The sequence below is a fragment of the Alkaliphilus transvaalensis ATCC 700919 genome (genome assembly GCF_000621485.1).
GTDB classification, from domain to species: domain Bacteria; phylum Bacillota; class Clostridia; order Peptostreptococcales; family Natronincolaceae; genus Alkaliphilus; species Alkaliphilus transvaalensis.
In genome coordinates, this window is sequence record NZ_JHYF01000002.1 from 336,114 (window position 1) to 362,425 (window position 26,312).

28 protein-coding genes are annotated in these 26,312 nt (G+C 34.8%); all 28 read left to right on the forward strand.

All coding sequences use genetic code 11. The features are described from left to right. Positions 1 to 4: 4 nt before the first annotated feature. The 28 genes from mraY (at position 5) to T335_RS0104035 (ending at position 26,171) form a co-directional block, all read left to right on the forward strand. The gene (gene mraY, locus T335_RS0103900) at positions 5 to 1,000 is read left to right on the forward strand and encodes a phospho-N-acetylmuramoyl-pentapeptide-transferase (RefSeq protein WP_026476370.1); all 996 of its coding nucleotides are present in this window, start codon (positions 5 to 7) and stop codon (positions 998 to 1,000) included. 17 nt (positions 1,001 to 1,017) lie between these two features. Then, complete coding sequence (gene murD, locus T335_RS0103905) at positions 1,018 to 2,385, forward strand: UDP-N-acetylmuramoyl-L-alanine--D-glutamate ligase (protein ID WP_026476371.1); 1,368 nt, start codon at positions 1,018 to 1,020, stop codon at positions 2,383 to 2,385. Position 2,386: 1 nt separating this feature from the next. Beyond that, the gene (spoVE, locus tag T335_RS0103910) at positions 2,387 to 3,505 is read left to right on the forward strand and encodes a stage V sporulation protein E (protein WP_026476372.1); all 1,119 of its coding nucleotides are present in this window, start codon (positions 2,387 to 2,389) and stop codon (positions 3,503 to 3,505) included. A gap of 4 nt (positions 3,506 to 3,509) precedes the next feature. Continuing rightward, entirely contained in the window at positions 3,510 to 4,610 is a 1,101-nt protein-coding gene (gene murG, locus T335_RS0103915) for an undecaprenyldiphospho-muramoylpentapeptide beta-N-acetylglucosaminyltransferase (RefSeq protein ID WP_026476373.1), read from the forward strand. Positions 4,611 to 4,755: 145 nt separating this feature from the next. Beyond that, positions 4,756 to 6,009 carry a UDP-N-acetylglucosamine 1-carboxyvinyltransferase gene (gene murA / locus T335_RS0103920; RefSeq protein WP_026476374.1) on the forward strand — a complete coding sequence of 418 codons (1,254 nt, stop codon included), beginning with the start codon at positions 4,756 to 4,758 and terminating at the stop codon, positions 6,007 to 6,009. 101 nt (positions 6,010 to 6,110) lie between these two features. After that, entirely contained in the window at positions 6,111 to 6,884 is a 774-nt protein-coding gene (locus T335_RS0103925; protein ID WP_026476375.1) for a cell division protein FtsQ/DivIB, read from the forward strand. 11 nt (positions 6,885 to 6,895) lie between these two features. Further along, on the forward strand, positions 6,896 to 7,630 hold the full coding sequence (locus tag T335_RS0103930) for a DUF881 domain-containing protein (RefSeq protein WP_026476376.1): 735 nt from the start codon (positions 6,896 to 6,898) through the stop codon (positions 7,628 to 7,630). A 24-nt stretch (positions 7,631 to 7,654) separates the two neighbouring features. Beyond that, complete coding sequence (locus T335_RS0103935; protein ID WP_026476377.1) at positions 7,655 to 8,383, forward strand: DUF881 domain-containing protein; 729 nt, start codon at positions 7,655 to 7,657, stop codon at positions 8,381 to 8,383. Between the two features lies 1 nt (position 8,384). Next, positions 8,385 to 8,738: a small basic family protein gene (locus T335_RS0103940; RefSeq protein ID WP_026476378.1), complete on the forward strand. Its 354-nt coding sequence runs from the start codon at positions 8,385 to 8,387 to the stop codon at positions 8,736 to 8,738. A gap of 244 nt (positions 8,739 to 8,982) precedes the next feature. After that, the gene (ftsZ, locus tag T335_RS0103945; RefSeq protein WP_026476379.1) at positions 8,983 to 10,065 is read left to right on the forward strand and encodes a cell division protein FtsZ; all 1,083 of its coding nucleotides are present in this window, start codon (positions 8,983 to 8,985) and stop codon (positions 10,063 to 10,065) included. Positions 10,066 to 10,323: 258 nt separating this feature from the next. Then, positions 10,324 to 11,214 (forward strand): sigma-E processing peptidase SpoIIGA, encoded by an 891-nt coding sequence (spoIIGA, locus tag T335_RS0103950; RefSeq protein WP_026476380.1) that lies wholly within the window; start codon positions 10,324 to 10,326, stop codon positions 11,212 to 11,214. A 34-nt stretch (positions 11,215 to 11,248) separates the two neighbouring features. Then, on the forward strand, positions 11,249 to 11,983 hold the full coding sequence (sigE, locus tag T335_RS0103955; protein WP_026476381.1) for an RNA polymerase sporulation sigma factor SigE: 735 nt from the start codon (positions 11,249 to 11,251) through the stop codon (positions 11,981 to 11,983). A gap of 205 nt (positions 11,984 to 12,188) precedes the next feature. Continuing rightward, on the forward strand, positions 12,189 to 12,962 hold the full coding sequence (sigG, locus tag T335_RS0103960) for an RNA polymerase sporulation sigma factor SigG (protein ID WP_026476382.1): 774 nt from the start codon (positions 12,189 to 12,191) through the stop codon (positions 12,960 to 12,962). A gap of 288 nt (positions 12,963 to 13,250) precedes the next feature. Continuing rightward, on the forward strand, positions 13,251 to 13,652 hold the full coding sequence (locus T335_RS22910; RefSeq protein WP_084280939.1) for a YlmC/YmxH family sporulation protein: 402 nt from the start codon (positions 13,251 to 13,253) through the stop codon (positions 13,650 to 13,652). A gap of 82 nt (positions 13,653 to 13,734) precedes the next feature. Then, complete coding sequence (nrdR, locus tag T335_RS0103970) at positions 13,735 to 14,196, forward strand: transcriptional regulator NrdR (RefSeq protein WP_026476383.1); 462 nt, start codon at positions 13,735 to 13,737, stop codon at positions 14,194 to 14,196. A gap of 77 nt (positions 14,197 to 14,273) precedes the next feature. Beyond that, complete coding sequence (gene pgeF, locus T335_RS0103975) at positions 14,274 to 15,086, forward strand: peptidoglycan editing factor PgeF (RefSeq protein WP_026476384.1); 813 nt, start codon at positions 14,274 to 14,276, stop codon at positions 15,084 to 15,086. Positions 15,087 to 15,101: 15 nt separating this feature from the next. Continuing rightward, positions 15,102 to 15,791, forward strand: coding sequence for a response regulator (locus tag T335_RS0103980; protein WP_026476385.1), 690 nt, complete (start codon positions 15,102 to 15,104; stop codon positions 15,789 to 15,791). Between the two features lie 8 nt (positions 15,792 to 15,799). Continuing rightward, on the forward strand, positions 15,800 to 17,560 hold the full coding sequence (gene pnpS, locus T335_RS0103985) for a two-component system histidine kinase PnpS (protein ID WP_026476386.1): 1,761 nt from the start codon (positions 15,800 to 15,802) through the stop codon (positions 17,558 to 17,560). 214 nt (positions 17,561 to 17,774) lie between these two features. Then, entirely contained in the window at positions 17,775 to 18,635 is an 861-nt protein-coding gene (locus T335_RS19825; protein WP_084280943.1) for a DUF1614 domain-containing protein, read from the forward strand. Further along, positions 18,625 to 19,782, forward strand: a complete 1,158-nt coding sequence (spoIIP, locus tag T335_RS0103995; protein ID WP_026476387.1) for a stage II sporulation protein P — start codon at positions 18,625 to 18,627, stop codon at positions 19,780 to 19,782. Before T335_RS19825 ends, spoIIP begins: the two co-directional genes overlap by 11 nt. A gap of 21 nt (positions 19,783 to 19,803) precedes the next feature. After that, entirely contained in the window at positions 19,804 to 20,730 is a 927-nt protein-coding gene (locus tag T335_RS0104000; protein WP_026476388.1) for a YIEGIA family protein, read from the forward strand. A gap of 2 nt (positions 20,731 to 20,732) precedes the next feature. Then, a complete protein-coding gene (locus T335_RS0104005) occupies positions 20,733 to 20,927 on the forward strand; it encodes a capping complex subunit for YIEGIA (protein ID WP_034327615.1) in 195 nt (64 codons plus the stop codon). Positions 20,928 to 20,934: 7 nt separating this feature from the next. Next, on the forward strand, positions 20,935 to 21,279 hold the full coding sequence (locus T335_RS0104010; RefSeq protein ID WP_026476390.1) for a DUF3189 family protein: 345 nt from the start codon (positions 20,935 to 20,937) through the stop codon (positions 21,277 to 21,279). Continuing rightward, positions 21,263 to 21,730, forward strand: a complete 468-nt coding sequence (locus T335_RS0104015) for a DUF3189 family protein (RefSeq protein WP_026476391.1) — start codon at positions 21,263 to 21,265, stop codon at positions 21,728 to 21,730. The genes T335_RS0104010 and T335_RS0104015 overlap by 17 nt, the downstream gene beginning before the upstream one ends. Before the next feature lie 136 nt (positions 21,731 to 21,866). Further along, positions 21,867 to 23,186: a DUF512 domain-containing protein gene (locus T335_RS0104020; RefSeq protein WP_026476392.1), complete on the forward strand. Its 1,320-nt coding sequence runs from the start codon at positions 21,867 to 21,869 to the stop codon at positions 23,184 to 23,186. 27 nt (positions 23,187 to 23,213) lie between these two features. After that, positions 23,214 to 24,536, forward strand: a complete 1,323-nt coding sequence (der, locus tag T335_RS0104025) for a ribosome biogenesis GTPase Der (RefSeq protein WP_026476393.1) — start codon at positions 23,214 to 23,216, stop codon at positions 24,534 to 24,536. 4 nt (positions 24,537 to 24,540) lie between these two features. Then, a complete protein-coding gene (gene plsY / locus T335_RS0104030) occupies positions 24,541 to 25,128 on the forward strand; it encodes a glycerol-3-phosphate 1-O-acyltransferase PlsY (RefSeq protein ID WP_026476394.1) in 588 nt (195 codons plus the stop codon). A 14-nt stretch (positions 25,129 to 25,142) separates the two neighbouring features. Next, positions 25,143 to 26,171: an NAD(P)H-dependent glycerol-3-phosphate dehydrogenase gene (locus T335_RS0104035; protein WP_026476395.1), complete on the forward strand. Its 1,029-nt coding sequence runs from the start codon at positions 25,143 to 25,145 to the stop codon at positions 26,169 to 26,171. Positions 26,172 to 26,312 lie beyond the last annotated feature (141 nt).

Below are 26,312 nucleotides of genomic sequence, written 5' to 3' on the forward strand. Positions count from 1 at the left end.
TAGGATGATACACCATAGACAATTGATCTACACCATCATAATAGGATTCGCCATAACCCTTATACTGGGTCCTTTGGTAATACCTTATCTCAAAAGGTTGAAGGTAGGTCAGACAATTAGAGAAGAAGGACCCCAAAGTCATAAATCTAAGAGTGGTACCCCAACCATTGGAGGAATTATTATCATTTTATCCATCATCATTACTTCTGTTACTGCCGGTGTTATGAATACAGATTTAATGGTGGCATTATTGGCAACTGTAGCCTTTGGTGTCATTGGTTTTATAGATGATTTTATAAAGGTGGTGCTAAAAAGGTCTTTAGGACTAAGAGCTTATCAGAAAATTGTATTGCAAACCATCGTAGCCATAGCTTTAGCTCTTTATCAATCGAATGTTTCATCTACTGGAACAAAGATTTTAGTACCCTTTATACAGGGTAGTTTAAATATTGGAAATATTGTCATCCCTCAGTATTTAGATATTGGAATACTCTATATTCCCTTTATCGTATTTGTAGTAATTGCTACAGTTAATAGTGTTAATTTAACCGATGGATTAGACGGTCTTGCATCGGGGGTGACACTAATCGTTGCAGCCTTTTTTAGCTTAATAGCCTTAAATTGGGGACAGCCAAGTTTAGCAATATTTGCAGGGGCTGTTACTGGCGCATGTTTAGGGTTTTTAAGATTTAATTCCCATCCTGCCCAAGTATTTATGGGGGATACAGGTTCCTTAGCCCTAGGTGGTGCAATTGCAACATTAGCAATATTGATGAATATCGCATTAATTATACCGATTGTTGGGGGAATTTACTTTGCAGAATCAGTGTCGGTAATTTTGCAAGTTGCTTCATATAAATTAACAGGTAAACGTATATTTAAAATGAGCCCATTACATCACCATTATGAATTAAGTGGTTGGCCAGAAACTAAAGTAGTGATCGTTTTCTGGAGCATAACCGTCGTATTATGTTTAATTGGGATAGTAGCTTTAGGTTAAGAAAGTAGGTGAAGATTATGGATCTAAAAAACAAAAATATTTTAGTAATTGGATTAGCAGTAACTGGAGTACCCTTAGTAAAAGTGCTTGCCCAATTGGGGAGTAAAATTATTGTAAATGATCTAAAGTCTAAAGAACAATTAACGGATTCCTTAAAGGAGCTAGAGGGGTTAGATGTAACCTACATATTAGGAAGACATCCAGAAGGTGTTAATGAACTAGGCCCACTAGACCTAGTTGTAGTTTCTCCTGGGGTTCCATTAGAAATCCCCTTTATAGAAGGTTTTAGAAGGGCTAATATCGAGGTGATTGGAGAAATAGAGCTTGCCTTTAGATTGTCATCTGCACAGGTTGTGGCCATTACTGGAACCAACGGTAAAACCACCACTACAGCATTAACCGGTGAGATATTTAAGCAGGCAGAAGAAAATACCTACGTTGTTGGTAATATTGGTGTTGCTGCTATTTCAAAAGCTTTGGAAACAAAAATAGAAGATTATATGGTAATGGAGGTTAGTAGCTTCCAACTAGAAAGTATTGTGGATTTTCATCCAAGGGTGGCGGCCCTGTTAAATTTAACTGAGGATCACTTAAATCGTCATAAAACTATGGAGAATTACCTACAGGCTAAATTAAATATCTTTAAAAATCAAATTTCATCTGACTATGCTGTTATAAATTACGATGATAAAATTTGTCGTGAAGCTAGCAAAAATTTGAAGGGAAAAGTTATTTTCTTTAGTCGTAAGGAGACTTTATCAGAAGGGATTTTTGTTAAGGAGGGTAACATAGTCGTTTCTCTAAACAATAAACTTGAAAAGGTGTTGCCGATTGAAGAAATTAAGATTCCTGGAAATCACAACCTAGAAAATGCGTTGGCAGCTACGGCTATGGCTTATTTGATGGGTGTTAAGGTAGAAACCATCGCAGAAACCCTTAAGAACTTTGGAGGAGTAGAACATCGAACAGAATTTGTAGATGAAATTAATGGAATTTCCTTTATCAATGATTCGAAGGGTACTAACCCAGATGCTTCAATTAAGGCTATTGAAGCAATAAAGGCGCCTATTATCTTACTAGCAGGTGGAATGGATAAAGGCAGTGACTTTAGAGAATTTATTGAAACCTTTAAGGGTAAAGTGAGGGAAATGGTTGTTTATGGCGAAACAGCAAATAAAATATATGAAACTGCCCATAGTCTAGGTTTTATGGATGTAAGAAAGGTTAAAGACCTAGAAGAAGCAGTAAAAGCAGCCTATGAAGTAGCAGTTGAAGGAGATACAATACTGTTGTCTCCTGCTTGTGCCAGTTGGGATATGTATCCGAATTTTGAAGAAAGAGGTAGGCATTTTAAGAACATAGTTAACAATATAAGGAGGTCTTAATATGGGGAAGAAAAATCCATATGACTCCACCATTATTTTGTCAGTAGCTACTTTAGTAGCAATAGGGATTATCATGGTGTTTAGCTCAAGTTATTCCCACGCTTTAGTAAACATGAAGGACGGTTATTACTTTCTAAAAAGGATCATAATCTGGGCAATTATTGGAACTTTTGCAATGATATTTTGTGCTAAGTTTCCTTATTGGAAGTGGAAGAAGTACGCAAACTTACTACTTATCGTAAGTTTAGCTTTATTGGTTCTTGTTCTAACGCCTATTGGTAAGGAGGTTAATGGTGCTCAACGTTGGATCGGGGTAGGCTCCATCTCTGTTATGCCTTCGGAGGTTGCCAAATTTGCTGCTATCATCTTTGTCTCAACAAGTATTACTAGGAAAAAAGAGAAAATGCAAAGTTTTATTTATGGTGTACTCCCCTATCTACTATTTATAGGGCTATTCTTTGGGTTAATCTATCAACAGCCAGACTTTAGTACTGCCTTTGTTGTGGCGGTGGTAATTATGTCTTTAGTTTTTGTTGGCGGGATGAAACTTTCCCACTTTGTAGGTTTAGCTTCAGCAGGCTTTGCAGGTATTGCAGCAATGATCGCTTATCTATTTTTAAGTGGTAACTCTTATAAAGCTAAAAGAATTACTGCCTTTTTAGATCCTTGGGCAGATCCCAGTAATACGGGATTTCAAGCGATACAATCATTATTGGCAATTGGCTCCGGCGGGCTGTTTGGAAGGGGCTTAGGCAAGAGTATTCAAAAACACTTTTATTTACCAGAACCCCAAACCGATTTTATTTTTTCAATTATTGGTGAAGAATTGGGCTTTATTGGAGGTACCGTTGTCCTATTATTATTTATGGTATTAATATGGAGGGGAGTACGAATTGCCATCAATGCACCAGACTTGTTTAGTTGCTTGATTGCTACTGGGTTTGTTGCAATGTTGGCGGTACAAGTAATTATCAATATTGCCGTTGTTACATCCTCGATGCCTGTAACGGGTATGCCATTGCCCTTCATTAGTTTTGGAGGTAACTCTTTAGTAATCTTCATGGCTACTGCAGGGATTCTACTTAATATTTCAAGGTATACCACTTTTGATAGGAGTTGAAGAAATGAAGGTTGTCATTAGTGGTGGTGGAACAGGCGGGCACATTTATCCTGCTATTGCCATCGCCAATAAAATAAAAGAAGAAAAACCTGATACAGAAATTCTTTTTATCGGTACAGAAAAGGGTTTAGAGAGTGATATTGTTCCAAAATCAGGATATCCTATAAAGCATATTCCAGTTAGTTACTTAAAAAGAAAAATTTCTCTCCATAATGTGAAAAGCGCAGGTCTCTTGGTAAAGGGGTTAATGGAAGCTCGAAGAATTCTTAAAGAATTTCAACCAGATCTTGTTATTGGTACAGGTGGGTTTGTATGTGGGCCGGTACTTTTTATGGCTGCTCAACTTAAAATAAAAACAATGATTCACGAATCAAATGTTTTTCCAGGTTTAACAAACAGAATATTAGCTAGATATGTAGATTGTATTGCCCTAAGTTTTGAAGAAGCTAAAAAGTATTTAAAAAACCATAATAAGGTGATTATTACAGGAAATCCAATTCGTGAAGATTTTCTTCGTATTACGGAAGAAGAGGCGGCATTAAAATATAATAAAAAGCCAGGGCTTCCCCTCATTTTAGTTGTAGGAGGTAGTGGAGGTTCTGTCAAACTAAATAATGCAGTGATAGACTTACTTACAAGACATCCTAAAAATAATTTTGAAATTCTATTAGCTACTGGTAAAAATCACTACTCAAAGGTAATGGAGCTTTTAGGAAAAGAAAAAACCATATTAAATAATAATCGAGTTGTCCCATACATTAACGATATGCCCTATGCTTTAAAGGCTTGTGACTTAATTATATGTAGTGCTGGGGCCATGACAATTACAGAAATAACAGCAGCTGGCAAAGCATCAATTTTAATACCAAAGGCCCATACTGCAGAAAATCATCAAGAGTATAATGCAAAGGCTTTAGCCGATAAAAAGGCAGCTAAGATGATTAAAGAGAAGGATTTGTCTGGCGAAACCTTATATCAGAATATACAAGAAATAATAGGTCAAAGTAATGGTTTAAAAGAGATGCAAAAAGCTAGTAAAGGAGAAGCTAAGCTAAAGGCATCTGAAAAAATATATGAAGCGATAAACAAACTAATGAATAACTAATGATATAAGACAAATTTAAAAGCTGCCCTTTTTAAAAACATGGAACACCTCCAGAAATTCTGCATAATATGTTTATATATTTGCTGTTTTATCCATAGGCAATCACTAAATATAAACATATAGAAATTCTGGAGGTGACTTACTAGTGAGTAAATTTGTGATCGTTGGAGGAAATAAATTATCAGGCGAGGTTCGGGTGGGCGGTGCAAAAAATTCTGTTCTTCCAATAATGGCAGCAACTGTTTTAAATGGCAAACTTAATGTATTGCATGATATACCTAAATTATCTGATGTTATTATAATGACAGAAATTCTAGAATCAATTGGCTGTACTGTTGAGCGGGAGGGTACTACATTATCTATTGACTCAAGCGGGCTAAATAATTATCAAATACCAGAAAATTTAGTGCGGGAAATGAGATCATCGATTATTTTTTTAGGTGCAATTTTAGCAAGATGTGGTAAAGTTGTAATTAGTTACCCAGGGGGGTGTGAGATCGGGCCCCGTCCCATAGACCTTCATTTACGATCTTTAAGGGAAATGGGAGCAAAAATTGTAGAGAAGCATGGATTTTTGTTTTGTGAAGCTAAAGAATTAAAAGGAACAGAAATTCAATTGGATTTTCCTAGTGTGGGAGCTACAGAAAATATTATTTTAGCGGCTGTTTTTGCTAAGGGAACAACAACTATCAGAAATGCAGCCCGAGAACCTGAAATTATTGACTTAGAAAATTATATCAATGCTATGGGTGGTAAGGTTTCAGGTGCTGGCAGTGCAACGATTTATATTGAAGGTGTAGAAGAGCTTAACTCAGTAGAACATCAAATTATTCCAGATAGGATTGTTGCAGGTACTTATTTAGCAGCTGCGGCCATCACAAAAGGAAATATATTCTTAAATAATGTAATACCAGAACATATTCAATCAATTTTATATAAATTAAAAGAATGTGGTTGCCATATAGTAAGTAAAAATAATACAATAAGATTAGAAGCACCAGAAAAGCTAATTGCCGTTGATTCTATCAAAACCTTACCCTATCCAGGTTTTCCTACAGATATGCAATCTCAGATGATGGCGTTGATGACAGTAAGTGATGGAATCAGTGTATTTATTGAAACGATCTTCGAAAACCGCTTTAAACATGCTGAAGAGCTTACCCGTATGGGGGCGAGTATTAAAGTAGATGGTAGAGTTGCCATTGTTAAAGGCGTAAAAAAACTCACTGGTGCAACGGTTAATGCTAAGGATTTAAGAGGAGGAGCAGCTCTGATTCTTGCCGCTTTAGCAGCAGAGGGTAAAACCATTGTAGAACATGGTAAACATATAGAAAGAGGTTATGACCATCTTGAAGAAGTACTTAAAAGTCTAGGAGCAAACATAAAATATTTGAAATAAATTATTAAGCCAATAATCATGATCTGTATAAGAGTAGCAGTCATTGTGCTGCTATTCCCTTAGTAAAAAAATGGACAAGTTAGTTAAGGTAGGGGGAACATATGAGTAATTACGAAGAAATAAAGAAAAGAAAACAAACTAGAATTAGGATTAAAAGAACAATAACATCTATTTTATTAATTATTGTTTTTTTGCTATGGGGGATTTATGCCTTGTTACAATCGGATCTTTTTAACTTAAAGGTGATTGAAGTGTTAGATAATCATCAAATTGACTATGATGAAATTTTTCAATATTCTAGGCTGGTAAAAGATAGAAATATACTAAAATATAACCTAGCTGAAATTGAGGTAAATGTTGCAGAACACGCCTATATCAAGGCTGCAGATGTAACAAGAAAACTGCCAAATAAAATAATCATTAATGTGAAAGAACGGAGAGAATATGCTATAATAGCATATATGGGCTCTTATATATATATTGATCAAGAGGGGGTTCTTTTGAAGGTTACAGATCACGGACTATCCCAAGAGCTACCCCTTATTACTGGAGCAGAGTTTCAAAGTTTTAACGTAGGTGAGCCAGTTGATGTGATAAACCTTCAAGATCTGTACAAAGTATTTAGGCTTTTGGAGGCTGCAGAGCTTTCAGAAATGCTTGAAACGATATCAGAGGTAAATATCTCAGAGGCAGATAACATACGTCTATATACCTTTGATGGAATCGAAGTACAATTAGGAACTGCATCTAACCCCGCTTATCTTATGCTAGCTTTAAAAGAAGTGCTAATTAACTTATATACAACTAATCGTAGGGATGTTATCATTGACTTAAGGTATGACGGTCATATCACTGTTAGAGACCGAAACAGCTAGGAGGAATATAAATGAAGGATTTAAAAGGAAAAATTGCCATTGCATTAGTATGTGCAGTTTTAGGCTTAATTATATCAATCCAGTTTAAGACTGTAAAAAATGAAACCGACGGAGGATTTATTTCTGGACAAAGGGCTCAACAACTTTCCTTAGAGCTTCAAAATTTGAGGACTGAAAAAGAACGGTTAAGTTTAGAATTAACGGAACTAGAACGCCGACAAAAGGAATATGAGCAGACAGAAGCAGATGAAAATTTTATTATTAGAAACTTAAAAAATGATTTAGAGAAATATCAAATATTATCAGGAAACCGTGCTGTAGAAGGACCAGGTGTAGTCATTACATTAGAAGATATTCCTCAAGAATATCAGGGAGACTTTAGTTTTATCATGTTGAGATTTGACATTATGTTAGATGTAATTAATAAGTTGAATTCTGCTGGTGCAGAAGCCATTTCAATTAATGACCAGAGATATACAGCAACAACAGAAATCTTTTATAATGCCAATGCTGTTTATGTGAATTCAGTTCCCTTAAAACAACCTTTTCAAATACAAGCAATAGGGGACCCTGAAATTATGGAGGCGGCCTTAAATATGCGGTTTGGAACAATCTATACTGTTAAACAAGACTACGGTGATCGATTAAAGATTACAATGAAAAAGCAAAATAATATCGTAATACCTCGATATAACAGAGTAACTAATTTTAGATATGCCAGACCTGTTGAAGCCAATGCCAACTAGTAGAGAAGATCTGAGGTGGATCATATGAAAAAAGCCTATAGCAAAAGTAAAGTAGTAATTACACTTATTTTTATTTTATTTGGATATGTATTTACGACTCAATTTCTAAATACAACTGAAGATTATAGTTTTGTAAGTCTAAAGACAATTAGTGACCTTCAAGACGAAATAAATAAAGAGCGAACTGAAGTAAATGATATTAGAGAAATAATTCGAATTACTAATAACCGTTTAGCTGAATATGAAAGAGCTGTACAAGAGGGAGGATCCATTAAAGAAGTTCTTTATGATGAAATAAACGAGCTAAGGGTCATAAGTGGATTTGTAGATTTGGAGGGTGAAGGGGTTATCGTTTCTATGAGCGATGCCACTAGAGATTTATATGAATTGGAAGATCCCAATAATCTACTGATTCATGAAGGAGATGTTCTAGCAATTGTTAATGACCTTAAATTTGCCGGGGCAGAAGCCATCTCCATTAACGGACAGCGTCTATTACCAAACTCAGAGATAAAATGTGCAGGTTATACCATTACAATTAATGGACACACTTATGGACAGCCCTTTGTCATAAGGGCAATTGGAGATCCTGTAACTTTGGAAGCTTCAGTGAAGTCACCAGATTCTAATGCCCACTTTTTAAGACAGGTATATGGAGTTGTCATAGAGGCTCAAACTAGCTCAAGAATAAGAATTCCAAGATACGATGGGGACATTGTAATGAACCATATAAACCTAAAGGAAGGTGAATAAAATGATTATAGCATTAATTGGACTTTTAATTGGAGTAATACTGGGCTTACGAATCCCAATACAATATCCTGCAGCCTTTTCATTATATATTTCCGTGGCAATACTTGCGGCATTAGACTCTGTGTTTGGTGCCATTCGTTCTAATTTAGAAAATAAATTTGATACAGAAATCTTTGTTTCTGGTTTCTTTGGAAATGCTATACTAGCAGGAATTCTAGCATATATTGGGGACAGGATCGGTGTTCCCTTATATTATGCTGCAATTTTTGCCTTTGGTAATCGTTTATTCCAAAACTTCGCCATAATTAGACGACATTTAGTAGAGGGAAGAAAATCAAAAAGTAGAACTGAATAATAATTCATAGAAAATATTTAAATTTATCCCAGAATTAAAAGGAAATTTAACATTTTTGTTGAATTAAATATCATGGAAAAAACTTAAATGAAATTGGTGAATTAATGGACCAAATTGCTGAAATGTAGTCCTTTAGCCTATAGAAATTAGTGTTTTTATATGTTAAAGTGAAAAAAAGGACATGCTATCTGATGCTATGATCGAACACGATAAAAGCTTATATACATAACAAGGGGGTTATACTGTGTTAGAATTTGATGTTGATATGGAACAATTTGCTCAGATCAAAGTTATTGGTGTTGGCGGTGGTGGAAATAATGCCGTAAATCGTATGATTGAATCAGGTTTAAAGGGTGTAGAATTTATTGCTGTTAATACTGATAAACAAGCTTTATATACTTCTAAAGCTGAACATAAAATACAAATCGGTGAAAAACTAACGAAAGGGTTAGGAGCTGGTGCTAACCCAGAAGTAGGCAAAAAAGCAGCGGAAGAAAGTAGAGAAGATATCTGTAAACTGCTTCAAGGTTCAGATATGGTGTTTGTTACAGCTGGTATGGGTGGTGGAACTGGAACTGGTGCAGCGCCAATTGTAGCTGAAATTGCTAAGGAAATGGGAATCTTGACAGTTGGGGTTGTAACTAAACCCTTTACCTTCGAAGGAAAAAGAAGATTAACTCATGCAGAGCAAGGAATCGAAGAACTAAAGGGAAGAGTAGATACCCTTGTTACAATACCAAATGATCGGTTATTACAGGTAATTGAAAAGAAAACAACAATGCTAGAAGCCTTCAGAATTGCTGACGATATTTTAAAACAAGGTGTTCAAGGTATTTCTGATTTAATTGCGGTACCTGGTCTAGTTAACCTTGACTTTGCCGATGTTAAGACAATTATGCTTGAACAAGGATTAGCCCACATGGGAATTGGCCGTGCCAGCGGTGAGAACAGAGCAGTAGAAGCGGCTAAACAAGCGATTCAAAGTCCACTTTTAGAAACTTCTATTCAAGGAGCTAAAGGAGTATTATTAAATATTACTGGTGGTTCTGGACTAGGGCTATTTGAAGTTAATGAAGCTGCTGAGTTGGTTACACAAGCTGCAGATGATGATGCAAACATCATATTTGGAGCTGTTATAAACGAAGAGTTAAAGGATGAAATTAGAATTACAGTAATTGCTACTGGTTTTGAAAAAGATTTACTTAACATGGTTGATAAGCAAGGTAAATTGATGCTTGCCGATGCAATTAAAGAAGAAACATCTACTGAAGAAAAAATAAAGAGTGACGATCTAGATATACCTATTTTCTTAAGAAGAAAAAAATAAATTAAACATTCAAAAAGGATCTGTTATGGGGCAGGTCCCTTTTTTTATGTCAAAAATGATATAAAATATGCCAATAATTAGTTTAAGGGTTTAAGCTAGTCTTTGTAGGCTCGTCTTCAAAAAAACCAATATAAAGTAAAATTTCGACTTCGTAAAATGACAGAAAAATAAAGTTAGTTCTATTATAATATACATAAAGTTAGTGATTAGTGAATATGTGTATAGTAGTATGAATTTGTCCCTCTGGGGGGTGTGGGAATGATTGTTTATGCAGAGTATGTTTTTTTAGAAAATTTTATTATGAATTTCATCATTTTATCTTTAACATCAAAGTTCGGAAAAACTCAAACTAAGAAAGTTAGGCTATTAATGGCATCCTCCTTAGGAGCCCTATATGCTTTTGTGCTTTTCTTCCCATCATTACATTTTTTATTTTCCATGATGATGAAGGTTACTTGTTCGATGTTGATAATCATAATAGCATTTTCCCCCTATCGCTTTAAAGAGTTTTTTAGGCTATTAGGGATTTTTTATCTCATTACAATGGTATTTGGGGGTGCTGGTTTTGCATTGTTTTATTTTACCAGCTTTAATGGAATAATCAGTAACGGGATTTTTTATACCACTAATATCACTCTTAAAAACTTAATGCTTTCTTGTGGGTTGGCATATATTCTTATCAATTTTTGCTGGGGTTATATTCAAAAGCAATTATCAAGAGATAAGATTTATATGAAGGTAAAAATTCAAATGAATGGTGAAAACGTAGAATTAAAAGGATTAGTTGATACAGGTAATTCATTAAAAGATCCCCTTACAAGTCATCCCGTTATGATTGTAGAGTACAACGCAATAATCAATTTATTTCCTGAAAGTATCCAAGCAGCTTTTATAGGTTCAAAATATCCTAACTTTAATGAAATTACAATGCTGTTGACTAATACCCCATGGATGACAAGACTTCGATTCATTCCTTTCGAGGCATTAGGAACAGAAAACGGAATGTTGGTGGGTTTTAAGCCAGATTCTGTTTTGATCGAAAAGGATTATGAAATTAAAAATATTGAAAACATCATTATAGCGGTGTATAGCAAACGGCTATCTAAAAGTGGTGACTATACAGCCTTGTTACATCCAGACTTAGTCTAAAACTGAAAAGAACTACATTGAGGAGGTTAGCATAGTGAAATTATTTTTATTAAAAACAAGATTAACCCTACGGTATTATACCATTAAGTTGCTGAAGAAATTTAATATATTTAGGGAAGACAGCATATTCTATATAGGTGGAAGTGAAGCACTACCTCCACCTTTATCAAATGATGAAGAAAATTATTTAATAGGCAAACTTAAAGATGACGAAAGTACAGTAAGGACCATCTTAATTGAGAGAAATTTAAGGTTAGTTGTTTATATTGCAAGGAAATTTGAAAACACAGGAGTAGGAGTGGAAGATTTAATATCAATTGGTACAATCGGATTGATTAAAGCTGTTAATACATTTAATCCTGAAAAAAATATAAAGCTAGCCACCTATGCTTCTAGGTGTATTGAAAATGAAATCTTAATGTATTTAAGAAGAAACAATAAAATTAGAATGGAAGTATCCTTTGATGAGCCCCTTAATATAGACTGGGACGGAAATGAACTTCTATTATCAGATATATTGGGAACGGAAAATGATATTATCTATCGTTTTTTAGAAGAGGAAGTAGACAAAGAATTACTTAAAATTGCCCTAGACAAACTTTCTAAACGAGAGAAAAAGATCATGGAGCTAAGATTTGGTTTGTTTTCTGGCCAAGAAAAGACCCAAAAGGAAGTAGCAGACCTATTAGGAATATCTCAGTCTTATATATCTCGCTTAGAAAAAAGAATCATCGTTAGGCTTAAAAAAGAAATTAATAGAATGGTTTAATCCTTCAATATGTAATAAAGAAACCCAGTAACTAAATGCACAAGCATTTAGATTGCTGGGTTTCTCTATGTGTAAAAAATACATGTTATAAATTACCATTAGAGATTTAATAGTTAAGTTTCTATTGCAGTATAAAAAGCTTCAATCCGTCAATAATTTAAATAGTAAAAGGGGTAATTCACTGTGAAAGGACTGAACATTTACTATGCACATAAATAAAGTAGAAATTTGCGGAGTGAATACATCAGAATTACCAGTATTGACAAATCAACATATGCGGAAGCTCTTCGACAAAATTTATGCAGGGGACAATTCAGCTAGAGAAGAGTTTATTCAGGGAAACCTACGCTTAGTATTAAGTGTTATCCAACGGTTTAACAATCGTGGAGAACATGTGGATGATTTGTTTCAAGTGGGTTGCATAGGATTGATTAAAGCAATTGATAATTTTGATCTTAGCCAAAATGTACGTTTTTCAACCTATGCTGTTCCAATGATTATTGGAGAAATTAGACGATATCTTAGGGACAATAATTCAATTCGTGTGAGCCGATCCCTTAGAGACACCGCTTATAAGGCATTACAAGTAAGGGACCAATTAACCAATAAAAATGGTAAGGAACCCACCATCACAGAGATAGCAAAAGAGCTGGAAGTACCAAGGGAGGATGTAGTCTTCGCCTTGGATGCCATTCAAGATCCAGTTTCTCTATTTGAGCCAATTTATCATGATAGTGGAGATACCATATTTGTTATGGATCAAGTAAGTGATGAAAAAAGTGAAGATGAGAGTTGGATAGATAATATTGCCTTAAATGAAGCAATGCGCAGATTAAATGATCGAGAAAAATTAATACTATCCCTCCGTTTTTTTGAAGGAAGAACCCAGATGGAGGTTGCCGATGAAATTGGAATTTCTCAAGCACAAGTTTCAAGATTAGAAAAAACAGCCCTAAAGCATATGAAGAAGTATATATAACAAGGATAAAGCCACCGAGAGGTGGTTTTTCCTATATTCACTTAAGTAAAGGGCTATCTGAGTCGTAGTTTTTTGAAGAACTAAGTATATTTCAGTTTTAAGTCAATTAGACGTAAAACACCGAGTAGTGAAGGTTTCCTTTTCAATATAAGTCCCTTTTAAAAACTTTTAGTCATAAACCCTAAGACAAGTCTATACATATAAAATAGAAGTATATCAATAAAAGACAAAATGGGTAAAAATGGTTGAATAGCTGATAAACATGTGGGAAAATTAGGAGGGATGAAGTTGTTAAGAGCATCAGATTTAACACAAAAAGAAGTCATTAATATTACAGATGGTAAAAGAGTGGGATTAATAATGGATTTAGAGGTCGATTTAAATAGAGGAAGAATCAACGCCATCATCATACCAAGTGCGGGAAAGTTTTTAGGTATTTTTGGTAAAGAACTTGAATATGAAATTGGGTGGAATCAAATAAAAAAAATTGGTGAAGATGTTATATTGGTAGAGATGAAAAGTGCAGTTGAACCTCAACAATATAAAGACCCCTTAAAGGATCAAAAGAAAGAGCAATTTAAAGACCAGTACAAAGAACATTATCAAGATTTATTTAATATTGAGGATAAAAAAGTAGTGCTAGAGCCAGAATTTGTGAAAAAAGACCCAGAAATTGACGAAAAAGAATAAAAAAATTAGACATAGCAATTATAGTATATTATAATGAAACCATACATGAAAGCTGGAAAGCTAAAGTGATGGGGGAGATTGAATGAATTGTCCATTTTGCGTTCATCAAGAATCGAAGGTTGTAGATTCTAGACCAACAGATGAAGGTCAAGCTATTAGAAGAAGAAGAGAATGTATAGCCTGCGGTAAACGCTTCACCACCTATGAAAAAGTAGAGGAACTGCCTTTAATAGTCGTGAAAAAAGGTGGTAACCGTGAAGCATTTAATCGAAACAAGGTACTTAATGGAATCATTAGAGCTTGCGAAAAACGGCCTGTAGCTTTAAGTAAAATCGAACATATTGTGGAAGAAATAGAAAAACACCTATATAATTCAATGGAGAAAGAAATTACCACCGAACTAATTGGGCGCTTAGTGATGGATCGAGTTAAAGATCTAGACGAAGTGGCCTATGTACGGTTTGCATCTGTATATCGTGAGTTTAAAGATATAAACACCTTTATGGATGAACTAATGAAACTCTTAAAGGATAAAAAAGACTAAAATGAAAGATAAGATTAAATGATTAGGGGGGCAAGTTAACACTTGTCCTTTTCCATGTAAAAAAGGAGGTAATTAAAATGAATTATCGGATTATAGAAAAAGAAGGAGTAAAATTGGTACAGTTTACCCGTTTAGAAGAAATAGATTTTGTTAAGCATGGCTTTAGTACCCGTACTGGAGGAGTAAGCTCTGAGCCTTTTTCCCAACTTAATTTAGGTAGGAAAACTGACGATTCTATAGAAAATATTCGAGAAAATACAAAAAGATTTTGTAAGGCTGTTGGTGTAAAATTTGAAGATTTAGTGGTTTCAGATCAAGTGCATAAGGATAAAATACAAATTGTTACTGCAAAAGATCGAGGAAAGGGTTTTACTAAAGAGATGGATTTTGAGAATATCGATGCAATGATTACAAACGAAAGAAATGTTCCTCTAATTACATATTTTGCTGACTGTGTTCCCCTCTATTTAGTTGACCCTATTAAGAAAGTAGTCGGATTAGCCCACGCTGGGTGGCCGGGTACAGTCCTCAAAATAGGTAAGAAAACGGTAGAAAAGATGATGGCAGAATATAAATCTAAGCCTGAAGAGATAATTGTTGTCATTGGACCTTCAATTGGTCAATGTTGCTATGAAGTTTCTGAGGATGTTATTAATAAATTTAACACAAATTTTACAGATGCCTCAAGTTTTGTTGTTTCAAAAGGTGGAGGGAAATACATGCTAGATCTATGGCAGGCAAACCGTATTGCCCTAAAGGAAATTGGGGTATTAGATAGAAATATAGAAGTAAGTAAAATTTGTACAGGATGCACTACTAACTTATTTTTTTCCCATAGAAAAGAAAAGGGAAACACAGGGAGAATGGCATCCATAATAGAACTAACCTAATAGGAGGTTATGAAGATGGCCCATAGAAAAATACTAGTTGTAGACGATGAAGAACATATTGCAGAATTAATTAAATTTAATCTAGAGAAAAATGGATTTGAAGTAACAACAAGGGATAATGGAGAAGATTGTATAAAATTTTTAGAAGAGAATAACGTTGATCTTGTCGTGCTAGATCTAATGCTTCCAGGAATAGATGGTTTTGAAGTGTGTAAAACCATTAGGAGAATTGACGGATTAGAAAAGCTACCGATTATTATGCTAACGGCGAAGAGCGAAGAGACAGATCGAATACTTGGCTTAGAGTTGGGGGCAGACGACTATGTTGCAAAACCCTTTAGTGTAAGGGAGCTAATTGCAAGAATTAAAGCCGTTTTAAGAAGAGCAGACACTAAGCAAGAGGTAAAAGCTAAAGTCTTAGAGGTTAAAGATCTTGTAATGGATACAGAAAAGCATATTGTAACAGTAGAGGGAACTGAAATTGACCTAACCTTGAAGGAATTTGAACTTTTGAAAATATTAATAGAAAACAGAGGTAAAGTATTGTCAAGAAACTTGTTGTTGGACGAAGTTTGGGGTTATGACTATTATGGAGAAACAAGAACTGTTGATGTCCATATTAGACATTTAAGAAAGAAGATTAAAGACGATGAAACTGGGAAATATATTGAAACCATTAGAGGTGTTGGATATAAGATGAAGTAGGTGGATCAATGCAGAAGAGAATATTTAGTGCTTTTATTGTAATCCTATTATTAGGGGTTCTATTAACAGGTTTTCTTAATTTAAGCCTCATTCGTACCAATTATCTAAATGAATTAGAAAATAAACTGGTATCAAACGGATTTTTAATAGAGGAATTTCTTAAAGAAAATCTTCAACAGTTAACAGAATCTGATCTAAAAAGAATTACTGAAGACTACGGAAGAAGAATAGATGCAAGAATTACCTTTATAGATAATCATGGAGAAGTCTTGGCTGACACCATGGCAAATGAACAAACAATTGAAAACCACAGAAATCGAAAAGAAGTGATAGAAGCCCTCAATGGTAGAGTTGGAACAGATCTTAGGCGAAGTACAACCCTAGATGAAGAAATGTTTTATGTAGCCATTCCTGTAGATTTAAACATAAATAACCTAAGGGTTATTCGTTTAGCAGTTAACCTACAGGAGATTACTCGAATTAATCAGACCCAATATTTTTATATTATTATCTCCATCTTAATTGGTTTATTACCTTCACTAATGTTGGCCTATCGTTTTGTAGATAAAATTATGGAGCCTATTAAGGCCATTACAGAGGTAACTAAGAAAATTGCTGCTGGTGGCTTTGATAGAAGGGTAGAAGTCATTACAGATGATGAGATTGGAGAATTGGCTAATAACTTTAATAATATGGCCGAAAGACTTAAAGAAACCATCAGTAAATTATCGGAAAATAACACGAAATTTAAAGCCCTATTAACTAGTATGAAGAATCCTATTATAGCCGTAGATAATAAACATCGCTTAATTCTCTTAAATCCAGCTGCTGAAGAACTATTTCAAATGAAGATGGAGGATGCTTTAGGAAAACATATATTAGAAGTGATAAGGAATAATGTGTTAGATGAGCAGTTAAAAGATATTTTGCAAAACAATGTAGAAAACCAGATTGAAGTAACAACAGAAGAACCTAGTGAAAAAATACTAAAGATTTACTCCAATCCAATTAAATTGGAAGAGGACCCTTCAAGAATTATAGGGATTGTAGCCCTTATTGAAGATGTTACTGAAATAAGAAGATTAGAAAAGATGCGATCAGATTTTGTTGCCAATGTATCCCATGAGCTAAAAACACCCTTGACCTCTATTAGTGGTTTTGTAGAGACCTTAAAATCTGGTGGAATTGACGACGAAGATACAAAATTGCGTTTCTTAGATATTATTGACATCGAAACAGAAAGACTGACAAGACTGATTAATGATATACTAACCCTGTCAGAAATAGAAAACACCCAACTAAAGGCTATGAATCAAGAAATTCTAACTAGTGAAGCCCTTTTAGAAGTAGAAGAAATTATGAGACCAATAGCTAATGGAAAGGATATTGAATTGGTTACAGGAATTGAATATCATTTACCAATACTACAAGGGAATCCAGACTGGTTTAAACAAATGTTAATTAACCTTTTAGATAATGCCATTAAGTATACCCCAAATGAAGGAAAAGTCTATTTGCATGCCTTTGAAAAATATAACAACATCATTATAACTGTAAAAGATACAGGTATAGGTATACCCAAAAAAGACTTGCCAAGATTATTTGAAAGGTTTTACAGGGTGGATAAAGCTAGGTCGAGGAAGGTTGGCGGAACAGGTTTAGGATTAGCTATAGTTAAACATATTGTATTATCACTGAAGGGTAAAATTAAAGTAAATAGCGAACTGGACAAGGGAACAGAATTTACTGTAATCATACCAATTGATTAAGCGTTAAAACCTAAAAGGGGATATTGTGTCTTTAAATTAAATTGTATTATTTCTGCACTTTATTAAAAGTAGTTTAAGAAGGAAGATATTATAAGAAGTTTATAATATCTTCCTTCTTCTTTTATGGTTTGCTTTTTCGTATAGTTTTGAGATGGCAAGGGAAAGATAAGGGAAATTAAGGTTGTAAAATTCTACTGATTAAGGAGGAACATATATGTCTATAGGAATGATCATACTAATTGCTGTTTCAGTCCTTATTTTCATGGGTTTAGCCGAAAGAGTTTTGGACCGTTTAAGATTAAGTGACAAAGCAGCGATCTTAATAATTATTGCCATTGTCGTTTCAACGGTATTTATCCCTAACATTAGTTTAACAGAGAATGTGTCCATTAATATTGGTGGATTTGTCATCCCCCTAGGTTTAGCCATCTATTTATTTATTAAGGCAGAGACAGGTAAAGAAAAATTAAGGGCAGTTGTGGCAGCTGTTGTCGGTGGAGCAGTGATCTATGCAGTTCAAAGATATGTATTACCAGCCGAGCCAGAGGCCATGACAATAGATCCTAACTATGTTTATGCCATATTAGCGGCAGTAACTGGCTATATATTAGGAAGATCAAGAAGAGCTGCCTTTATTGCAGGAGTTGGTGGAGTTATTATTAGTGATGTTATTCAATTAATATTAAATAATATCAATAATATACCTGCCCCTACACGATTTGGAGGAGCAGGCGGTGTTGATACAACAGTCATTGCTGGGGTATTAGCGGTAATTATTGCTGAAGTTTTTGGAGAAATTCGAGAAAGATTACAGGGTGGTACTGCAAAGAAAAATCTACATTTTGATAAGGGTCACTTTGTTAGTACTTTGGGTGAAAGTAATCAACAAGATGACGGTAATCAACATAAAACAGAAGATAGACAGCAAGAAATCAAAGAGAATCCGCAGATTTCAGATCAGCAATCTTTAGAAAATCAACTGGAGAATCTAACAGAAAATACAACGGAAAATAAAACAAAAATAGATAACGTAATTCCTCTACGAGATGAAGGAGGTAATGAAGATGAGAAGTAAAAAACAGATTGCGATAGGAGCCATACTTTCAATATTACTAATCATTTCTATGATGCCTACAACATATGCTGATGACTGGTATGGCCAATATGGGCAACATTTTAAAGTATATGATGTGAGAAATAATGAATTAATTTTTGAAACAGCTAGAGAAGTCTCTAAAGGAGACCAATATATCAGTAATGACAATAAAATGTACGAAGTCATTAGAGTAAACACCAATAATATGACGGCCTATGCGGAATTTAAAAAGGATATAGAGCTCCCAGTAATAGATAAAGTTGCTATGGAAGAATTTCTATCTTTTATTAGGAGTAATGAGGGACTAGCGGCACTAATGGCTCAAGAGGAAGAAAGAAGTGTGGGGATCTATACAACCCATTCAGCAGAGTCCTATGTTCCAACTGATGGGTCCGAAAGTATAGAAGAAGGTGGGGGTATTAAAAAAGTAGCCCAGAGATTAAGTGAAGAATTTGGAAACTTCGGAGTAAATGGTGTTTTTGATGATACAAACCATATTCCCCATGATGCAGGTGCCTATAAACGTTCTAGAAGAACAGCTGTGCAACTTTTACAACAGCATCAACCCAATGCATTATTTGATATCCATCGAGATGCTATACCGGCAGAGGCATACAATACAGAGCTAAATGGCGAACCGGCATCAATGGTTAGAATCGTAATCGGTAGAAGAAATCAAAACTTTGCAGCAAATGAAGAAACCGCACAAAAAATTAAAGCTGTGGGAGATGAAATGCATCCAGGGTTAATTAAAGATATTTTCTACGCAAAGGGAGATTACAATCAAGATATATCCCCCCGTGCCCTGTTATTTGAAATGGGAACTTATGAACAAGAAAGAGAAAGGCCAGAAAGAGCTACAGGACCTTTGGCAGAGGTTTTAACCACCGTTGTTTTTGGAGGAACCTTTGAAGATAAAGAAACTGGAGAAGAAAAGGAAGTACAACCTCAAGATGAGAGTAATACAGGGTCTGGTCTTGGAATTGCAGGTTTATTAGCAGTGATAGGTGGTGGTGGATTAGCCTTTCTGTTTTTAAGTAGTGGTGGAAAGGAATGGAAATCTAAAATCTCTAACTTTAAAGATGAATTCAATAGTTTTTTAGGTAGAAGACGAAAAAGAAAGTAAAGCAGATGGGTGGGAAACAGATTGGAACAATACTTTATATTGATCATTACTGCCCTTGTAATGGGCACAATAGCACGGCTACTCATGATGAAGGTTGATTATAGGCAGTACCCTACCTATCCTCAATCCTACTTAGGTCATTTTACATTAGGGATGATTGCTGCAGGGTTAGGGGCTGTTACAGTACCAGCCTTAGCTGAAAAAGAATATACGGCTATTACCTTTATTACATTGGCTGCCCAACATTTTAGAGATGTTAGGAATATGGAACGGGAGAGTCTAGATAATATTGAGGTGACAGAACTTGTTCCCAGGGGAACTGCCTATATTGAAGACATTGCTAAAGGATTTGAAGCAAGAAACTATCTGGCGTTACTAACATCCCTTGCTTCTGGAATAGGATATTTCATTGGGCAACACTTTGAGCTGCCTATGGTAGTTAGAATATTAGTAGGAGTAGCATTTGGCTCTATTGTTATAGTAATCATTACCCAGATGCTAAAGGGGGTTTCAATAGAAGATATTGCAGAGGTTAAGCCAGCAGAGATTAGTTTTGATGGGCCTCTTTTAACAATCAATGGGGTATTTGTCATGAATATTGGGTTAAAGGATTCACAAAAAATATTTTTAGAAAAGGGAATTGCTGTTGAAATAATTCCCAAGGATGAAGATGCAATGTCGGTTTTAGCAAATGTCGGACAAAGACAGGCTATACAGCATAACGCATCGACTCAGTTGGGCATCAGGAAAGATGTTGATGAACCTGATTTTACACCAATAGCTAGAAGGAATCCAGAGAACGGAAATGTTGTTATGGCAATTATCACAATGAATCCAGATGTAGATTGTTTGGTGGAGGTAGTAAAGAGAACACCAGTATTAGAATCTTCAAAACGAAGAGCCCTCGATGTAGCCTTTAAATCAAAATCTGAGAAAATGGGGAGATAGTCATGGAATTTGGTATTACACAGTTTATATTAGCAGTAGTAACAACCAATAAAGAGATGGTCAGTAGTTCCATGACCCCTGTATTCTATGCTAGAGATGATGAACATAAGGAAAGATTAGCACTCCTCATAGCAAAGACAACCCAGGGGATGGTACATGACCTAGAATCTGGAACCTACATCATAGTTAAACATTAGGTGTATTATGAAGATTATATATATTTACAGAAAGTGGGACTATGCAGCTATTTTAGCTGCATATCTTCATTTAAAAGGAAATCCACCCCATAAGACAGTAGACTATACCCTTAAAATAATGAAACCCTACTATATAGGTCTAGACGAGAAAGGCAGAGAGGTATACTTATTAAAATATAAAGCTAAAAAAGAGATTTTAGTGAATATCCTGTATGGATTAGGAGATATTTTTAATGAGGAAATGAAAATTATCGATCTTAGTAAATTTGAGGGCATATTTCCAAGATTTCTAGGTTGTAAAACAAATTTTAGAAAGGCTTTGGAGGATTTCATCTATGAAAATAATTTATAGCTGTTATGGAGGAGCCCACACTTCTATTGTAGCTGCAGCTATCCACGTTGGATTTTTACCTACAGATGCTCCCCCCACCTTTCAAGAAATAGCAACAACCCCCTACTACGATATAACACCTCAAAAGGATATTGGAAAGCCAATATTTATGGGGAAAGATGAAAATGAAAATGAAGTTTATGTAATTGGGATGGGCTCCTACCGTAAAGAATGCAGTCAACTAATTTTAGAATTTACAAATGATTTCTATGGAAGCTGTAGAGGGAAGGTTTTGGTGGTAAATTCAATTGCTTTAATTAATCTACCAATTCGGATCGGTGGATTTTTATCCAAGCGAATGAATTTGGTGACAATAGGTAAGCCTATTACCATCTTTGGCATACTAGCAAAGTATGAATCCTTTGTGGATTTAGTTAAAAATGTAAAGGAGACAGTTAAAACCCAACCTTGACGACTTTAGACTAGAATGTTATTATTATTTGATGTGTTTTATTATGTAATACTGGGCTATAATGTGTTACAATATTTTTATCGAAGGAAGGCTTTCTTCTAAGATTAAATTAATTATGATAAAAGTAGGTGTCTTTTTGAAAGAAATTAAAGCAAAGAATATTATTAATATAGTAGAAGCTGGTAGTATAGCTGAAGAATTAGGAATCGAAGTTGGAGATATGCTCATCAGCATAAATGGACAACCAATTGAAGATATTATTGAATATAAATTTTACTTAGCTGATGAATATTTAGAAATAATCATAGAAAAACCAAATGGAGAACAATGGGACCTAGAGGTTGAAAAGGATTATGATGATGATTTAGGGATAGACTTTGAGAACCCTATTTTAAGTCATATGAAGAGTTGTAAAAATAAATGTATCTTCTGTTTTATTGATCAGTTACCACCTAATATGAGACAGAGTTTATATTTTAAAGATGATGACTCTAGACTTTCTTTTTTACATGGTAACTATATAACTTTAACGAATATGAAGGAAGAAGATATCAATAAAATTATTCGTTATCGAATTAGCCCTATAAATATTTCCGTACATACAACTAATGGCGAGCTTAGAAAAAAAATGCTAAATAATCGATTTGCAGGAAATATTATGGATATATTAAATCGATTAGCAGAAAATCATATTACAATGAATTGTCAGATCGTCCTTTGTCCTGGGTTTAATGATCAGGAAGAATTAGATAACACCATCAGAGACTTAGGTAATTTAAACGAGGCTATAGATAGTGTGGCTGTTGTACCGGTTGGCTTAACCCGATACCGTGAAGAATTAGTTGAAATTCAACCCTTCACAAAGGAGACTGCTAGAGGGACAATTAAGCAAATTGAGAAATGGCAGAAACACTTTCAACCCCAAATAGACAGAAACTTTGTTTATTTGTCGGATGAATTTTACATTATAGCAGAAGAAGAATTCCCAGAGGTTGAAAGTTATGATGGTTTTCCTCAGCTTGAAAATGGTGTTGGGATGATGGTAGATTTACAAGATAGTTTTTATGATGCCTTAAAGGAGTTCCCAAAAACCTTAGAGAAGCCTAAAACAGTGACGGTTGTTACTGGGACCCTTGCTTATCCTTTTATCAAAAAATTATCAGATGATTTAATGGATCATGTAGAAGGTCTTAAAGTAAATGTAGTCTCTGTAATAAATGACTTTTTTGGTGGTAGAGTTTCGGTAAGTGGGCTATTAACAGGTACAGATATTATTAAAAACTTGCAAAATCAAACTGTTGGTGAAAAAATAATTATTGGTGAAAATATGTTAAAGTCAGGTGAGGCAGTATTTCTAGACGATATCACTGTTGATGATATGGAAGAAAAGCTGGGAGTACCTGTTCAGGTTAGTCCAGTAGATGGTTATGGATTTATAGAAAAAATATTAAGTTAGTAATTAAAAGATAGAGGTGAGTGTAATATGGCTAAACCCGTAGTAGCAGTAGTGGGAAGACCCAATGTAGGAAAATCTACTTTTTTCAATAGGGTAGCAGGGAAAAGAATATCTATCGTTGAAGATGAACCAGGTGTAACAAGAGATCGTATCTACACAGAGGTTGAATGGTTAGATCGTAAGTTTACAATGATTGATACGGGCGGTATCGAACCAGAGTCGCAAGAATTAATTCCAGCCCAAATGAGAAGACAAGCAGAGTTAGCTATTGAAACGGCAGATGTAATCGTTTTTATGGTAGATGGTCGAGAAGGTTTAACTTCTTCCGATCGAGAAGTTGCATCTATGCTTAGAAAATCTAAAAAGCCAATTGTTTTAACTGTAAATAAAGTTGATACACCAAGTCATTCAGAACATTTTTATGAATTTTATGAGTTAGGCTTAGATGAACCAATTGAGATTTCAGCAGCTTCAGCCCTTAATATTGGAGACCTTTTAGATGAAGTAATTAAATTCTTCCCTGAAAAAAAAGAAGGTGAAGATGATGATGAAACCACTAAGGTTGCCATTATTGGAAAGCCAAACGTAGGTAAATCATCTATTATTAATAGAATGCTAGGTGAAAACAGGGTTATTGTAAGTGATATCGCAGGAACCACTAGAGATGCAATTGATACTCCCTTTACCCATGGGGAAGATGAATATGTTTTAATTGATACAGCAGGGATTAGAAGAAAGAGTAGAATTAAAGAAAATGTAGAAAAATATAGCGTAATCCGTTCCTTTACAGCTGTGGAAAGAGCTGATGTTTGCCTATTAGTTATTGATGCTGCTGAAGGCGTAACAGAACAAGATAAAAAGATAGCTGGTTACAGCCATGAAAATGGAAAAGGTATGATAATCGTTGTTAATAAGTGGGATATCATTGAAAAGGATAACCATACAATGAATAAGTTTATCAAGATGATCCGAGATGAATTAAGCTATTTAGAATATGCTCCAATCATGTTTGTGTCAGCATTAACTGGCCAACGGATGAATACGATTCTAGATAAGGTGAAGCATGTTGCTAACCAAAATGCCATGAGAATACCTACCGGAAGCTTAAATGAAATTATTGGCGAAGCAACATTATTAAATCAACCACCTTCTGATAAAGGGAAAAGGCTTAAAATCTTTTATGCTACCCAAGCTTCGGTTAAACCGCCAACATTTATTTTATTTATCAATGATAAAGAATTGATGCATTTCTCATATCAAAGATATCTAGAAAACCGTATAAGAGAAAACTATGGATTTGAAGGGACACCTATTAGATTTATTTTAAGGGAAAAAAGTAAGGGGGATTAATAAAGTGCAATCACTGCTTATGATTGTTATAGCATATTTAATCGGTAATTTTTCTGCTGCATATCTTGTGGCAAAATTAAGCGCTAATATTGATATAAGAGATCATGGTAGCGGGAATGCAGGTTCTACTAATGTTCTTAGAACTTTAGGAATAAAGGCTGGTGCGATGACCTTCTTAGGCGATAGCATAAAGGGGGTCGTAGCTGTACTCATAGGAATTTACTTTGGTGGAGAACAGCTGGCTTTTCTTGCTGGAATAGCAGTAATAATTGGGCATAATTGGCCTATATTATTGAAATTTAAAGGGGGAAAAGGTATTGCCACCACCATAGGGGTTGTATTAATCATTCATCCCCTGTCTGCACTTATTTGTATATTATTTGGTGTAATCATTTTATATCGATATAAATATGTTTCTTTAGCATCTGTTAGTGCAATATCTATTTTACCTATTATAATGTATTTTTCATTAGGAAGTACTTACTTCTTATTTGCCTTAGCTTTGGCAGCTATGGCCATCTATCGTCATCGAGAGAATATTAATAGATTAATGAATGGAACAGAAAGAAAAATTGGACAAAAATCTAAGTAAAAGGGGAGTTTGTAATGAATTATTCTTCAATAGCAGTCCTTGGAGCAGGGAGCTGGGGAACAGCCTTAGCACTTTTACTACAAGGAAAGGGGCATCATGTAAACCTGTGGATGAGGAATAGGGAACAATATCAGGAAATGTGTGAAACTAGAGAGAATAAACATTATCTACCAGGAGTCCACATTCCAGAAGTATTAAAACTTTTTACTGATTTAGAAGAGGCAGTTAAAAATGTCGAAATTATATTAGTATCTGTCCCAACCCAATCGGTTAGAGGTGTGATGAAGCAGATTTTACCCTATATAAATTCCAAGCAAATTATTGTTAATACATCTAAGGGATTAGAACAAAATACATTATTAAGGATTTCTGAAGTTGTAGAAGAGGTAGCGCCAGGTCAACCCTTTGTGGCCCTTTCAGGCCCTTCCCATGCTGAAGAAGTATGTAAGGGTATGCCAACTACTATTGTTGTTGCGTCTAAAGAAAGAAAAATAGCAGAATTCGTACAAGATGTATTTATTACTCCGACTTTTCGAGTTTATACTAATCCAGACATTGTTGGCGTAGAATTAGGTGGAGCGTTAAAAAATGTTATTGCCTTTGGAGCAGGAATTGTCGATGGGTTAGGCTATGGTGATAATGCAAAGGCGGCCCTTATGACTAGGGGGATTAGAGAAATTGCTAGGTTAGGGAAGGCAATGGGGGCTGATCTTGCCACTTTTGCAGGTTTATCAGGTATAGGAGACTTAATTGTTACTTGTACCAGTATGCATAGTCGTAATCGTAGAGCAGGTATATTAATTGGACAAGGTAAAAACTTAGAAGAAACCTTAAAGGAAATCGGCATGGTTGTAGAAGGGATTACGACAACAAAGGCAGCTTATCAGTTAGCCCAAGAATATCAAATAGAAATGCCAATTACTAAAGAAATTTTTAATGTCCTCTATGAAGGTACCAGTACGGCAGACGCTGTAGGAAACTTAATGACAAGAACCCGTACCCATGAACTAGAAGAAGTAGTTGATGAAGATATTAATTGGTAATTATTTAAACATCTGAGGAAATTACTGCCTTCATACTGGGGGACTTAATTTTATATTTGAATAAACGAATATAAATACATAGTTATGGTATTATGCAATTTCCCCATCTAAATGCTTTTATGAAGAAATTATATAATTAGC

What these genes read in the sequence shown, in the direction of transcription:
- T335_RS0104005 (WP_034327615.1), top strand. Translation starts at nt 20,733, where the DNA reads ATGGAATTTGGTATTACACAGTTTATATTAGCAGTAGTAACAACCAAT.
- mraY (WP_026476370.1), top strand. Translation starts at nt 5, where the DNA reads ATGATACACCATAGACAATTGATCTACACCATCATAATAGGATTCGCC.
- T335_RS0104015 (WP_026476391.1), top strand. Translation starts at nt 21,263, where the DNA reads ATGAAAATAATTTATAGCTGTTATGGAGGAGCCCACACTTCTATTGTA.
- T335_RS0103925 (WP_026476375.1), top strand. Translation starts at nt 6,111, where the DNA reads ATGAGTAATTACGAAGAAATAAAGAAAAGAAAACAAACTAGAATTAGG.
- pnpS (WP_026476386.1), top strand. Translation starts at nt 15,800, where the DNA reads ATGCAGAAGAGAATATTTAGTGCTTTTATTGTAATCCTATTATTAGGG.
- T335_RS0103935 (WP_026476377.1), top strand. Translation starts at nt 7,655, where the DNA reads ATGAAAAAAGCCTATAGCAAAAGTAAAGTAGTAATTACACTTATTTTT.
- murD (WP_026476371.1), top strand. Translation starts at nt 1,018, where the DNA reads ATGGATCTAAAAAACAAAAATATTTTAGTAATTGGATTAGCAGTAACT.
- murG (WP_026476373.1), top strand. Translation starts at nt 3,510, where the DNA reads ATGAAGGTTGTCATTAGTGGTGGTGGAACAGGCGGGCACATTTATCCT.
- T335_RS0104035 (WP_026476395.1), top strand. Translation starts at nt 25,143, where the DNA reads ATGAATTATTCTTCAATAGCAGTCCTTGGAGCAGGGAGCTGGGGAACA.
- sigG (WP_026476382.1), top strand. Translation starts at nt 12,189, where the DNA reads ATGCACATAAATAAAGTAGAAATTTGCGGAGTGAATACATCAGAATTA.
- pgeF (WP_026476384.1), top strand. Translation starts at nt 14,274, where the DNA reads ATGAATTATCGGATTATAGAAAAAGAAGGAGTAAAATTGGTACAGTTT.
- spoIIP (WP_026476387.1), top strand. Translation starts at nt 18,625, where the DNA reads ATGAGAAGTAAAAAACAGATTGCGATAGGAGCCATACTTTCAATATTA.
- nrdR (WP_026476383.1), top strand. Translation starts at nt 13,735, where the DNA reads ATGAATTGTCCATTTTGCGTTCATCAAGAATCGAAGGTTGTAGATTCT.
- T335_RS0103980 (WP_026476385.1), top strand. Translation starts at nt 15,102, where the DNA reads ATGGCCCATAGAAAAATACTAGTTGTAGACGATGAAGAACATATTGCA.
- der (WP_026476393.1), top strand. Translation starts at nt 23,214, where the DNA reads ATGGCTAAACCCGTAGTAGCAGTAGTGGGAAGACCCAATGTAGGAAAA.
- T335_RS19825 (WP_084280943.1), top strand. Translation starts at nt 17,775, where the DNA reads ATGTCTATAGGAATGATCATACTAATTGCTGTTTCAGTCCTTATTTTC.
- T335_RS0103930 (WP_026476376.1), top strand. Translation starts at nt 6,896, where the DNA reads ATGAAGGATTTAAAAGGAAAAATTGCCATTGCATTAGTATGTGCAGTT.
- spoIIGA (WP_026476380.1), top strand. Translation starts at nt 10,324, where the DNA reads ATGATTGTTTATGCAGAGTATGTTTTTTTAGAAAATTTTATTATGAAT.
- spoVE (WP_026476372.1), top strand. Translation starts at nt 2,387, where the DNA reads ATGGGGAAGAAAAATCCATATGACTCCACCATTATTTTGTCAGTAGCT.
- T335_RS0104010 (WP_026476390.1), top strand. Translation starts at nt 20,935, where the DNA reads ATGAAGATTATATATATTTACAGAAAGTGGGACTATGCAGCTATTTTA.
- T335_RS0103940 (WP_026476378.1), top strand. Translation starts at nt 8,385, where the DNA reads ATGATTATAGCATTAATTGGACTTTTAATTGGAGTAATACTGGGCTTA.